11 protein-coding genes and 1 pseudogene are annotated in these 12,006 nt (G+C 74.2%); 9 read left to right on the top strand and 3 right to left on the bottom strand.

Features of this window, described 5'->3' with window-relative positions; genetic code table 11:
* Together tnpA and RM844_RS05360 are read right to left on the bottom strand one after the other, a co-directional pair.
* On the bottom strand, positions 1-385 hold a 385-nt coding region (gene tnpA / locus RM844_RS05365; RefSeq protein ID WP_394814442.1), incomplete at its 3' end, for an IS200/IS605 family transposase.
* A gap of 309 nt (positions 386-694) precedes the next feature.
* A pseudogene (locus RM844_RS05360) lies at positions 695-970 on the bottom strand (phosphoketolase family protein); the annotation flags it as partial.
* A gap of 81 nt (positions 971-1,051) precedes the next feature.
* On the opposite strand from RM844_RS05360, the gene RM844_RS05355 reads away from it, so the two are divergent.
* Positions 1,052-1,309, top strand: coding sequence for a type II toxin-antitoxin system Phd/YefM family antitoxin (locus RM844_RS05355; RefSeq protein ID WP_311665277.1), 258 nt, complete (start codon positions 1,052-1,054; stop codon positions 1,307-1,309).
* Positions 1,306-1,551 carry a type II toxin-antitoxin system RelE family toxin gene (locus tag RM844_RS05350; protein WP_311665275.1) on the top strand — a complete coding sequence of 82 codons (246 nt, stop codon included), beginning with the start codon at positions 1,306-1,308 and terminating at the stop codon, positions 1,549-1,551. Before RM844_RS05355 ends, RM844_RS05350 begins: the two co-directional genes overlap by 4 nt.
* A gap of 77 nt (positions 1,552-1,628) precedes the next feature.
* Here RM844_RS05350 and RM844_RS05345 read toward each other — a convergent pair whose 3' ends face one another.
* On the bottom strand, positions 1,629-3,065 hold the full coding sequence (locus RM844_RS05345; protein WP_311665273.1) for a glycoside hydrolase family 30 protein: 1,437 nt from the start codon (positions 3,063-3,065) through the stop codon (positions 1,629-1,631).
* Between the two features lie 331 nt (positions 3,066-3,396).
* On the opposite strand from RM844_RS05345, the gene RM844_RS05340 reads away from it, so the two are divergent.
* From RM844_RS05340 to RM844_RS05310, 7 genes are all read left to right on the top strand, one after another.
* The gene (locus RM844_RS05340; RefSeq protein ID WP_394814445.1) at positions 3,397-3,957 is read left to right on the top strand and encodes a TetR family transcriptional regulator; all 561 of its coding nucleotides are present in this window, start codon (positions 3,397-3,399) and stop codon (positions 3,955-3,957) included.
* 261 nt (positions 3,958-4,218) lie between these two features.
* A complete protein-coding gene (locus tag RM844_RS05335) occupies positions 4,219-6,645 on the top strand; it encodes a PQQ-dependent sugar dehydrogenase (protein WP_394814441.1) in 2,427 nt (808 codons plus the stop codon).
* Positions 6,646-6,650: 5 nt separating this feature from the next.
* Positions 6,651-8,054, top strand: a complete 1,404-nt coding sequence (locus RM844_RS05330) for a ThuA domain-containing protein (RefSeq protein ID WP_394814440.1) — start codon at positions 6,651-6,653, stop codon at positions 8,052-8,054.
* A gap of 223 nt (positions 8,055-8,277) precedes the next feature.
* Positions 8,278-9,495 carry an inositol-3-phosphate synthase gene (locus tag RM844_RS05325; protein ID WP_311665269.1) on the top strand — a complete coding sequence of 406 codons (1,218 nt, stop codon included), beginning with the start codon at positions 8,278-8,280 and terminating at the stop codon, positions 9,493-9,495.
* Entirely contained in the window at positions 9,492-10,349 is an 858-nt protein-coding gene (locus RM844_RS05320; protein ID WP_311665267.1) for an SCO3242 family prenyltransferase, read from the top strand. The genes RM844_RS05325 and RM844_RS05320 overlap by 4 nt, the downstream gene beginning before the upstream one ends.
* Complete coding sequence (locus tag RM844_RS05315; RefSeq protein ID WP_311665265.1) at positions 10,346-11,230, top strand: sugar phosphate isomerase/epimerase family protein; 885 nt, start codon at positions 10,346-10,348, stop codon at positions 11,228-11,230. Before RM844_RS05320 ends, RM844_RS05315 begins: the two co-directional genes overlap by 4 nt.
* Positions 11,231-11,297: 67 nt before the next feature.
* Positions 11,298-11,975: an EboA domain-containing protein gene (locus RM844_RS05310; protein ID WP_311665263.1), complete on the top strand. Its 678-nt coding sequence runs from the start codon at positions 11,298-11,300 to the stop codon at positions 11,973-11,975.
* Positions 11,976-12,006 lie beyond the last annotated feature (31 nt).

Raw genomic sequence — 12,006 nt, 5'->3', positions numbered from 1 at the left:
TGATGTACTTCTCGACCGTGGCTGCCGATACCGCTCCGACCGAGGCCGCGAAGTACGACGACGACCACAGCGTGGGCATCCGCGACTTCAGGTGCGGGAACTCCTCGCGCAGCACGCGGGACGTGAAACCCTTGAACTGGTTCGCCACGTATGAGGCCGACGACTTCGGGTCGTGCTTCACGAACAAGTGCACCTGGTCGGGCATCACCTCAAGGGCGATGACCTCCCACCCGCGTTCGTCGGCCTTCTGCCGGATCAGTTCATCCAGCCGTTCCGCGACCCGGCCACCGAGGACCGAACGGCGGTACTTCGGGCACCACACGATGTGGAGTCCGAGGTCGTACACGCCGCCGGAGAATCGGCGAACCTTCCTGGTCACGGCCACGCGATCACTATACACGCGCCGCAAGTCTAGTGCGGCAGAAAGGTGGGCCCAGGTGAACAGTGCAGATCCATGCACACAGTTGAGGTCAGAGCAGGGCTCAGAAGCCATTCCCCACCCCGCTAAAGCGGGGCGTCCCCTGGCTAGGTACTGATGGCAACGCACCTACCTGCGCTAGCAGGGCGGGCCGCTCCGAAGCGACCCGGCGGCCGGACCATGAAGGAAACAGCGGGAAGGAACCGATGAGCGAATCAGTGAGCCAGAGCCTGGACCTCACCCATGCCACCTGACGCAAGTCCCTCGGGAGCCCGTCACCAGGAGGTCCGGGTTGTCGCAGGCGGCGCCGTAGGCGTGGGCCAGCGAGTAGCCCAGCTCGCCGCCCTCGTGGATCGATCCGGGCGTCTGTGGCGCCACGTGGCCGGGCACCCCGCCCGGGAACGAGAACTGCCGGAACAGCCGGGCCATCCCGGCCGCGTCCCGGGTCACGTCCGGATAGGTGTCGGTGTAGCTGCCGTCCAGCCACGCGTTGGCCAGCGGCACCGGGCCGCCGTGTCCGGGCCCCCACACGCAGAGCGCGTCCATACCCCGGCCGATGGGACGAAACGGGCGACTGCTGGGAGTGGGGACCTGAAAGGTGTCACTAGATTCATCTACTGGTATCTTCTGGGCATGACAGAGATGGCGATCAGTGCAGCCCGTTCCCAGTTGGGTGACCTCGTGCGGCGCGCCGCTCATGGCCGCGAGACGGTCGCCCTCACCGACCACGGGCACGTCGCGGCCCTCCTCGTCTCACCGCAGACGCTGGAGGACTACGAGGACTCCATCGCCGTGTTGCAGTACGAGCTGCGCCAGGCGCGTGGGGACGCCGGTGGCCGCAAGTCCCTCGCCGAGGTGCGGGCCATGCTCGACGCTGGCGATGGCGCGTGACCTACGAGATCGAGTTCGAGCCCGCCGCGGTGAACGCCGCCGCTCGGTTCCTCAAGGACGACCCGATCGGTCTGAAGGCCCTGTTGGATGCCATCGACGCGCTCGCCGGCGAGCCTCGCCCGGTGCACAGCTCGGTATTCGGTGACTACCGCCGCCTGCGGGTGGGCGGGTACCGCGTGCTGTATGCGGTTGAGGACGGGGCGGTGCGCATTCTCGTCGTGCACTTGGGGCGCGTCGGGTAGCAGACGCGGCGGCGGGGTGGGCGCCGCGCCCGCCCGGCCCGAGGGCGGGCCGGGCGGGCGACGGGGGCGCCGGCCGATCAGTTGGTCCAGGTGTAGGTGGCAACCGCGCCGGGCGGGAGGGTGTGGTGGAGGGAGCGGTCGTCCTCGGTGAGGGAGAAGGCGCGTTCGGTGTCGGACGCGTTGACGACGTAGGCGACCCGGCCGCCGTCGGGGTTCTCGAAGACGACGTTCTGTAGGCCGCCGGGGCCCTCGCTGGTGGACTCCAGGCGGCGGGCGCCGGGGTCGAGGAACTTGGTCAGGTGACCCAGCACGTAGAACTCGGCGTTGCGGGTGACCTGGGTGCCGGCGATCTCGACCACGCCGTTGCAGCGGGTGTCGCAGTGGCCCTGGTGCGGGCCGCCCCGGTCGTCGAGGGCCAGGTTCCAGGTGATCACGGTCTCGCCGCCGTGCCGCATGTTCCGCACCACCAGGTTCTCCGCCTGCCAGCGCAGCGTGTCGGCGAAGGTGCGGGAGCCGTCCTCGCTGTCGGTGCCGGAGCACTCGGTGAAGAAGACCCGCGCGCCGGCCGCCACCAACTCGCCCTGGGCCTCGGGCGATCCGCCGTAGCAGTGGAAGGCGGCGCCGGCCACCCGGTCGAGGTCGGCGGTGGCGGCGAGCACCTGGAGCGGGTAGCCCGGCTCGTCCCAGTTGTGGTCGTAGGTGAAGAGCGTGGTGGGCAGGCCGGCTTCGGTGAGCGTGGCGTCCAACACCCGGAGGAAGGCGGCCTGTTCGTCGGCGCTCATCGCGGTGGACGGGTAACTGGTGGCGAACAGCGGCTCGTTCTGCACGGTGAGGTCGGTCAGCTCGATGCCCTCGGCCTGGTACGCCTGGACGGCCGCGACCAGGTAGTCCGCGTAGTCCTGGTAGTGCTCGGGCAGCAGGCTGCCGCCGTTGAGTGACTGCTCCGACTTCATCCAGGCGGGCGGTGACCAGGGGGAGCCCATCAGCCGCAGCTCGGGGTTGCGGTCGAGGGCGTCGTGCAGCACCGGGATGATCAGCTCCCGGTCCCGGTCGATGCCGAACTGGCCGGGGACGTCCTCGTAGGTGTAGAAGTCGCCGGTGTTGAAGTCGGTGCTGCCGAGCGGCTGGCGCAGGTAGTTGAGGCCGATGCCGTCGCCGTCCCGGGTGAACAGGGCGTCCAGCAGGGCGTCCCGGTCGCCGGCCGGGAGGGCCTGGACGAGGCCGGCGGAGGCCTCGGTGACGGAGGCGCCGGCGCCGCTGAACTCCTGGTGGCGCTGGCCGGCGTCGACCCGGATGTCCAGGGCGGCCGGCTGCCCGTCGAAGGCGAGTTCGTCCTGGTCGGCGAGGCGTTGGGCGCCGTCGGGGGTGGTCAGCCAGACCTGGGCGCGTTCCGGCGCGGCCTGCGCCGGGCCGCCGGCGAGCACGCCGAGCCCGCCGGCCAGCAGGGCGGCGGTGGTCAGGCCGAGCAGGCCGAGGCGGGCGGGGGAACGGTGTCGTGCGGTGCGTCCACTCATCTGCGGCTCCCTGTGGGGGTGGGGGTGCGGGGAACGGGCTTCGGCAGGAGTAGGTAAGCAGACTGACCAACCGTTTAGTAGGGACCGGGAGAGGTTCCGGTGGTTCCGGAACCTGGGCCGGGCCCGGGGCCGGCCGTAGACTGCGCGGCAGCGGGTCCGACCGGAGGAGGGGCGCCCGATGTCGAAGGCCGCGCCCCCACCGCGGCTGCCGCGCCCGGCCGGGCCGGCCGCGCCGGAGCGCCCCGCCGCGCCCGTGCGCCCCGCCAGACCGGAGCGTTCCGCCAGGGCCGAGCGCCCCTCGGGTGCCGAGCGGCGGGACGAGATCCTGCGGATCGCCATGGAGACCTTCGCGACCCGTGGCTACCACCACGCCTCGCTGGCCGAGATCGCCGAGCGGGCCGGGCTCACCCAGGCCGGTGTGCTGCACCACTTCCGCACCAAGGCCGGCCTGTTGACCGGGGTGTTGGAGCTGCGGGACGCCTCGGACATCGAGGAACTGGGCGACGGCCGGCCGCACGGGCTGGCCCTGCTGCGCCACCTGGTGGACACCGCGCGGCGGAACGCGGAGCGTGAGGGCATCGTGCGGCTGTACGCGGTGCTGTCGGCGGAGAGCGTCACGGCGGGGCACCCGGCGCAGGAGTACTTCCGGGGCCGGTACGCGGGGCTGCGGGAGATCGTGGCCACCGCGCTGCGGGAGGCGGTGGCCGCCGGCGCGCTGGCGCCGGGGCTGCCGGTGGCACACGTGGCGAACGGCGTCATCGCGGTGATGGACGGGCTGCAGGTGCAGTGGCTGCTGGCGCCGGCGGCGGTGGAGATGGCGGAGACCACCGAGCGGGTGATCGAGGCGCTGATCGGTGTCCCACTGCCGCCGGTGCCGGACCGGGCCGGCTGACCGGGGCGCCGCAGGGGGGAGTCCAACTCGCCCTCGACCGACCACACTTTGTCCGGCAGCTGGACTAAGTCGGTGCGGATCATTGCAAAGGGGTTTCCAGTCGGAGAGAAAGTGGTTACCTTCCTGGTGATGTACCGGTCAACAACGAACGGCGTGGCCGCCCCCCTCCACTGACGGCCGCCCGTTCACCCCGGCGCGACGGCGCGCGCCTGTGCGACAGCTCAACCCCCCACCCCCCGTGCGCTCTTACGGAGGACGCTCGTGCACAGGAGACTGAAAGCCCTCACCGCGGCCGCGGTGGGCCTCACCCTCGCCTCGGCGGGCGTGGTGCTCGACCAGCGGCCAGCGACGGCCGCCCCACCGCCGCCCGACCAGTTCCAGCAGGTCGAACTCGCCCGGGGCGAGGCCGAGATGGGCGAGCCGATGTCGCTCGCCGTGCTGCCAGACGGCGCCGTGCTGCACACCTCGCGGGACGGCACCCTGCGGATCACCGACGCCGGCGGCTCGACCTGGGTCGCCGGCGAGATCCCGGTCTACAGCCACGACGAGGAGGGCCTCCAGGGCGTCGGCGTGGACCCGGACTTCACCGAGAACCGGTTCGTCTACCTGTACTACGCACCGCCGTTGGACACCCCGGCCGGCGACGCCCCGGCCGACGGCACCGCCGAGGACTTCGCCCCCTACGAGGGGGTCAACCGGCTCTCCCGGTTCGTGCTCACCGAGGACGGCACCCTGGACCAGGCCAGCGAGGTGGAGATCCTCGACGTGGCCGCCAGCCGGGGCCAGTGCTGCCACGTCGGCGGCGACATCGACTTCGACGCCGAGGGCAACCTCTACCTGTCCACCGGCGACGACACCAACCCGTTCGCCTCCGACGGCTTCTCGCCGATCGACGAACAGCCCACCCGCAACCCGGCGTTCGACGCGCAGCGCACCTCGGCCAACACCAACGACCTGCGCGGCAAGGTGCTGCGCGTCCATGTCGAGGACGACGGCGGGTACACCATCCCGGAGGGCAACCTGTTCGCCCCGGGCACCGAGGGCGCCCGGCCCGAGATCTACGCCATGGGCTTCCGCAACCCGTTCCGGATGAGCGTGGACCAGGCCACCGGCGTCGTCTACCTCGGGGACTACGGCCCCGACTCCGGCGCGGCCGACCCGGCCCGCGGCCCGTCCGGGCAGGTCGAGTTCAACCGGATCACCGAGCCGGGCAACTACGGCTGGCCGTACTGCGTCGGCGACAACGAGCCGTACATCGACTACGACTTCGCCACCGGCACCTCGGGCGCGGCCTTCGACTGCGCCGCCCCGGTCAACGAGTCGCCGCACAACACCGGGCTCGCCGAACTGCCGCCCGCCCAGCCCGCCTGGATCCCCTACGACGGCGCCTCCGTGCCGGAGTTCGGCGACGGCTCCGAGTCCCCGATGGCCGGGCCGGTCTACCGGTACGACCCGGACCTGGACTCCGACGTGAAGTTCCCCGAGTCGATGGACGGCACCTTCTTCGCCACCGAGTTCGGCCGGCAGTGGATCAAGGCCGTGGAGCAGGACGACAACGGCGAGGTCACCGGCATCCACGACTTCCTCTGGGAAGGCACCCAGGTGATGGACAGCGCCTTCGGACCCGACGGCGCGCTCTACGTCCTCGACTACGGGCTCGGCTACTTCTCCGGCGACGAGAACAGCGCGCTGTACCGGATCGAGTACACCGCCGGCGTCCGCTCCCCGGTGGCCAGGGCGTCTGCCGACGTCACCTCGGGGCCGGCGCCGCTGACCGTCGCCTTCAGCTCCGAGGGCACCACCGACCCCGACGGCGGCGAGCTGAGCTACCACTGGGACTTCGGCGACGGCGCCACCTCGGCCGAGCCGGACCCGAGTCACACCTTCGACCAGGAGGGCCAGCACAGCGTCGAGTTGACGGTGACCAACGCGGCCGGCCGGACCGGCAGCGCGTCCGTGCGGCTGGTCGTCGGCAACACCGCGCCCGAGGTGCGGATCGTGCTGCCCGGCGACGGCGCGCTCGTCGACTTCGGCGACGCGGTGCCGTTCGAGGTCGAGGTCAGCGACGCCGAGGACGCCGAGATCGACTGCGCCGAGGTGACCGTCACGTTCATCCTCGGCCACGACTCGCACGGCCACCCGCAGACCGAGGCCACCGGCTGCTCCGGCACCCTGCAGACCCTGGCCGACGGCGAACACGACGCCAACGCCGACATCTTCGGCGTCTGGCACGCCGAGTACACCGACCACGGCGCCGGCGACGCCCCGCCGCTGACCGGCAGCGACGAGGTGGTCAGCCAGACCACCCAGCGGCAGGCCGAGCACTTCGGTGCCGCCGAGGGGCCGACCGCCGTCGAGCTGGACGGCGCGCACGGCGGGCGCGCGGTCGAGGTGACCGACGGCGGCTGGATCTCGTTCGAGCCCTACCTGCTGAGCGAGGCCACCGAGTTCACCGCGCGGGTCTCGGCGGCGGGCGGCGGCGGCTCGATCGAGGTGCGGGCCGACGCCCCGGACGGGCCGCTGCTCGGCTCCGTCGAGGTCACCGACACCGGCGGGCCGTCCGAGTTCGCCGACCTGACCACCGCGCTGGCCGACCAGCCGACCGAGACGACCACGCTCCACCTGGTGTTCGACGGGGGCACCTTCCACCTGGACGACTTCACCTTCAGCACCGGCAGCGAGGAGTGAGTACGTTGACCCAGCCAACCCGCACCAGCCGCCCCAGCAGACTGCGCCGCGCGACCCTGTTGTTGACCGGCGGCGCGCTGTGCGCCACGGCGCTCGTGGTGCCCTCGATGGGGGCCGGCGCCGCCGAGCAGCCCGCCACCGGACCGGAGACCGTGACCGACCCGTTCGACGTGCTGGTCTTCTCCAAGACCGCCGGGTTCCGGCACGACTCGATCGAGGCCGGCATCCAGGCGATCACCGAACTGGGCGCCGAGCACGACTTCACGGTCACCGCGACCGAGGACTCGACGCTCTTCACCGAGGAGAACCTGGCCGGCTACCAGGCGGTGGTCTTCCTCTCCACCACGGGCGACGTGCTGGACGACACCCAACAGGCCGCGTTCGAGGGCTACATCAACAACGGCGGCGGCTACGTCGGCATCCACGCCGCCGCCGACACCGAGTACGACTGGGCGTGGTACGACGGCCTGGCCGGCGCGCTCTTCGCCAGCCACCCGCACATCCAGGAAGCCACCGTCACCGTCGAGGACCACGACCACCCGGCCACCGCCCACCTCGGCGAGACCTGGGAGCGGACCGACGAGTGGTACAACTACCGCACCAACCCCCGTGACTCGGCCCGTGTGTTGGCCTCCCTCGACGAGTCCTCCTACGAGGGCGGCACGATGGCGGGCGACCACCCGATCGCCTGGTGCAAGGAGTACGACGGCGGGCTCGCCTTCTACACCGGCGGCGGCCACACCATCGAGTCGTTCGCCGAGCCGGACTTCCGGCAGCACCTGCTGGGCGGCATCCAGTACGCCGCCGGCCAGACCGACGCCGACTGCTCGGTGGACGACGGCGAGGAGCCCGGCTACACACCGATCTTCGACGGCACCAGCACCGAGGGCTGGACCCAGGCCGGGCCGGGCGAGTTCGTGCTGGACCCCGAGGAGGGCACGCTGACCAGCGTCGGCGGCATGGGCCTGTTCTACTACGAGGCCCAGGCCTACGAGAACTACTCGCTGCTGCTGGACTGGCGGCAGATCGGCGACTCCAACTCCGGGATCTTCGTGGGCTCCCCGATCAGCGACGACCCGTGGGACGCCGTCAACCTCGGCTACGAGATCCAGATCGACGACACCGACGTGCCGGAGCGCACCACAGGCTCCGTCTACACCTTCCAGTCGGCCGACATCGAGGCCAGGGACGCCGCGCTCAACCCCAACGGCGAGTGGAACACCTACGAGCTGCGGGTGGAGGGCGACCGGCTGCGGATCTACCTCAACGAGGTGCTGATCAACGACTTCACGCACACCGAGGAGGGCCGTAGCCTGGCCGGACACATCGGACTCCAGAACCACGGCGCCGACGACACCGTGCAGTTCCGGGACGTCCGCGTCCAGGAGCTTCCCCCCACCATCGACTGATCACCGACTCCCCGATCACCGACCGCGGTTCACCCCCCGACTCCGTCCACCGCCGCGAGGGGCGGCGGGGGCGGTGGCCGGCCCACGGGCCGGCAGGTGGCGGCGGGGTGGAGACGCCGAACCCACCCCCGACCGCCGCCGCGCGGTGCCCGGCCACGCCGCACACGTGGCCGGGCGCCCCGCGTCCGAGCCCCTTCCGCAGCTGCACAGAAAGCCGCGAACCATGACGACAGCACCCCAGGAACGCGTCGGAGTCTGGCTCATCGGGGCGCGCGGCTCGGTGGCCACCACCACCGTGGCCGGCCGCGCCGCCCTCACCGCCGGACTGCACCCACCCACCGGCCTGGTCACCGCGGGCCCCGCGTTCGCCGAAGCCGGCCTGCCCGCCCTGGACCAGCTGGTGTTCGGAGGCCACGACACCAACCCGACCCCGCTCCCCAAACGGGCCGAACAGCTCGCCGAGGCCGGCGTGTTGCCGGCCGGCCTGCCCGGCGCGGTCGCCGCCGACCTGGCCCGCGCCGACGCCGAGATCAGACCCGGCGGCCCCCAGCCGGCCGACCCGCGCGACGACCGGGAGCTGGTCGCCGCCTTCACCGCCGACCTCACGGCCTTCGCCGCCAGCCACCGGCTGGCCCGCACCGTCGTCGTCCACCTCGGCAGCACCGAGCCGGTGCCCGCCGCCGACGACCCGCGGGCACCGGCCAGCGCGCTGTACGCGGCGGCGGCCATCGAGGCCGGCTGCGCCTACGTCAACTTCACCCCGGCCACCGGCATGCACGCCCCCGGGCTCGCCGACCGCGCCGCGCGCGCCGGCCTGCCGCACGCCGGCCGGGACGGCAAGACCGGGCAGACCCTGCTGCGCGCCGTGCTCGCGCCGATGTTCGCGCAGCGCGCGCTGGCGGTGCGCGCCTGGTCGGGCACCAACCTGCTGGGCGGCGGCGACGGCGCCACCCTGGCCGACCCCGGGGCGGCGGCCGCCAAGAACGCCGGCAAGGCCCGGGCGCTCGCCGACAACCTGGGGCACACCCCCGAGGGCACGACCCACATCGACCACGTGCCGGCGCTCGGCGACTGGAAGACCGCCTGGGACCACATCGCGTTCGACGGCTTCCTCGGCACCCGGATGGTGCTCCAGACCATCTGGCAGGGCTGCGACTCGGCGCTGGCCGCGCCGCTGGTGCTGGACCTGGTCCGGCTGCTGGCCCGCGCCCACCAGCTGGGGCTGGCCGGCCCGGTGCCCGGGCTGGGCTTCTTCTTCAAGGACCCGGACCGGCTCGGCCCGCCGGCCGGACCGGACGCCGCCGCCGGCCCCGCCGGCCCGGCCCGTTCCGGCCCCGCCGGCGCGGACCCCGCCCTCGACGCGTTCGCCGGGCCCGCCGGCCTCGCCGAGCAGTACCAGGCGCTGCTGGGGCTCGCCGAGCGGCTGGCGGCCAGCTCGTGACCGGCGGCAGGGCCCGCGCCTGGCTGGAGCTGGTGCGCGGGCCGGCCGCGCTGACCGTGCCGGGCGACGCCGTGGCCGGCGCCGCCGCCGGCCGGGCGCCGGCCCGCAACACCGCGCTGGCGATGGGCAGTTCACTCTGCCTCTACTGGGCCGGCATGGCGCTCAACGACTGGGCCGACCGGGCCGAGGACGCCCGCGACCGGCCGCACCGCCCGCTGCCGTCCGGGCGGATCGCGCCGGCCGCCGCGTTCGGCGCCGCCGCCGGCCTGACCGCCGCCGGGCTGGCGCTGGCCGCCGCCGGCACCCGGCGGCAGCTGGCCACCGCCGGCGCCCTGGCGGCCACCGTCTGGGCCTACGACCTGAAGCTGAAGCACACCGCCGCCGGGCCGGCCGCCATGGGCGCCGCCCGCGGCCTGGACCTGCTGCTCGGCGCGGCGGGCGCCGACCGGCCGGCGCCCGCCGCGCTGCCGCCCGCCGTGCTGATCGCCGCCCACACCGCCGCCGTCACGCACGTCTCCCGGCACGAGGTGGCCGGCGGCTCGCGCGCCGCGCCGCTGGCCGCGCTGGCCACCACCGCCGGCGTCGCCGCCGCCGTCGCCCGGCCGGGCCCGGACGCCGCCACCGCCCGCGGCTGCGCCGCCAGCTACCTGCTGACGGCCGCCCCCGCGCTGGCCAGGGCCGCGCACCGGCCGACCGGCCCGCACACCAGGGCCGGCGTGGTCGGCGGCCTCCAGGCGCTGGTGCCGCTCCAGGCGGCGCTCGCCGCCCGGGCCGGCGCCGGCGCGGCCGCCCCCGTCCTGCTCACCCTGCTGGGCACCGCCCGGCGCCTGTCCAGGAAGGTCAGCGTCACGTGACCGACCCCGCCCCGTTCCGCCTCGCCTACGGCACCAACGGCCTCACCGACCTGCGGCTGACCGACGCCCTCGGGCTGCTCGCCGACCTCGGCTACCGGGGGGTGGCGCTCACCCTCGACCACATGCACCTCGACCCGCTCGCCCCCGACCTGGCCAGGCGCACCGCGGCGGTGGCCGCCCGGCTGGACCAACTCGGGCTGGCCGTCGCCGTGGAGACCGGCGCCCGCTATGTGCTGGACCCGCGCCGCAAGCACGGCCCCGGCCTGCTCGACCCGGAATCGGCCGACCGGGCCCGGCGGATCGGGCTGCTCACCGACGCCACGCGGGTGGCCGCCGACCTCGGCGCGACCGCGCTGCACTGCTTCAGCGGCCACCGCCCGGCCGGCCTCGGGGAGGCGGCGGCCTGGGACCGGCTCGCGGCCTCCTTCGAGCCGCTGGTCGCGGCCGCCACCGCGGCCGGCGTGCCGCTGGCCGTGGAGCCCGAGCCCGGGCACCTGCTGGCCGACCTCGCCGGCTTCCACCGGCTGCGGGAGCGGCTCGGCGGGCCGCCGGCGCTGCGCCTGACCCTGGACATCGGGCACTGCCGCTGCCTGGAGCCGGCGCCGGTCGCCGACTGCGTGACCGCCGCCGGGCCCTGGCTGGCGCACGTCCAGATCGAGGACATGCGGCGCGGCGTGCACGAGCACCTGCCGTTCGGCGCCGGGGAGATCGACTTCCCGCCGGTGCTGGCCGCGTTGGCGGCCACCGGCTACGCCGGGCTGGTCTCCGTCGAGCTGCCACGCCACTCCCACGCCGGGCCCCAACTGGCGGCGGAGTCCATCGAGTTCCTACGGAAGGCGCTCACCGACGCCGGGGTGCGCCATGGTTCGGAGGTGTCCTGATGCGGTTGCCGACCCCCACGACCGGTCTGACCCGGGTGACCGGTCCGGCCGAACCGGCGGCCGGCCGGTGAGCCCGCCGCCGCGCCCCGCCGAACTGGCCGCGCTGCATGCGGAGTTGACCGAGCGGCTAGCCGTACCCGGCGCGACCTGGCTGGCCGCCGCGCTGGCGGCCGCCGGGACCGGGGACGGGGGCGGGCCTGGGGACGGGCCCGGCAACGGTGCCACCCCGCCGTGGGAGGCCGCCTTCGCGGTGGCCGCCCGGCGGGTCGGCCGCGCCCCGCTGCCCCGGGCCGGGCTGCCCGCCGCCGACGCCGCCCGGGTGCTGCTGCTGCACGCCGCCGGACCGGCCGCCGACGCCGCCACCGTCACCCGCCTCTACCAGCAGGGCGACGCCGCGGAACGCCGGGCCGTGCTGCACGCCCTGCCGCACCTGCCGGGGCTCGGCGACCGGGCGCTGCCGCTGGTCGAGGACGCGCTGCGGGCCAACGACACCCGGCTGGTGGCCGCCGCCGTCGGCGGCTACGCCGCCCGCCACCTCGACCAGCACCAGTGGCGGCACGCCGTGCTCAAGTGCGTCTTCACCGGCGTCCCGCTGGCCACGGTCACCGCGCTCGCCGACCGGGCCGACGCAGAACTGCTGCGGATGCTCGCCGACTACGCGGCGGAGCGCGAGGCCGCCGGCCGGCCGGTGCCGGCGGACGTGCGGCACCTCCTCGCCCGGCCGCCACACCCCCGGGTGCCCTGAGACCCGCGCCCCGCGCCCGAGTCCCGGGTTC

This window comes from Streptomyces chisholmiae (assembly GCF_031845445.1).
GTDB classification, from domain to species: Bacteria; Actinomycetota; Actinomycetes; order Streptomycetales; family Streptomycetaceae; genus Streptomyces; species Streptomyces chisholmiae.
This window is presented reverse-complemented; position numbering and strand designations above follow the sequence as displayed.

What these genes read in the sequence shown, in the direction of transcription:
- RM844_RS05345 (WP_311665273.1), bottom strand. Translation starts at nt 3,065, where the DNA reads ATGAGTGGACGCACCGCACGACACCGTTCCCCCGCCCGCCTCGGCCTG.
- RM844_RS05355 (WP_311665277.1), top strand. Translation starts at nt 1,052, where the DNA reads ATGACAGAGATGGCGATCAGTGCAGCCCGTTCCCAGTTGGGTGACCTC.
- RM844_RS05325 (WP_311665269.1), top strand. Translation starts at nt 8,278, where the DNA reads ATGACGACAGCACCCCAGGAACGCGTCGGAGTCTGGCTCATCGGGGCG.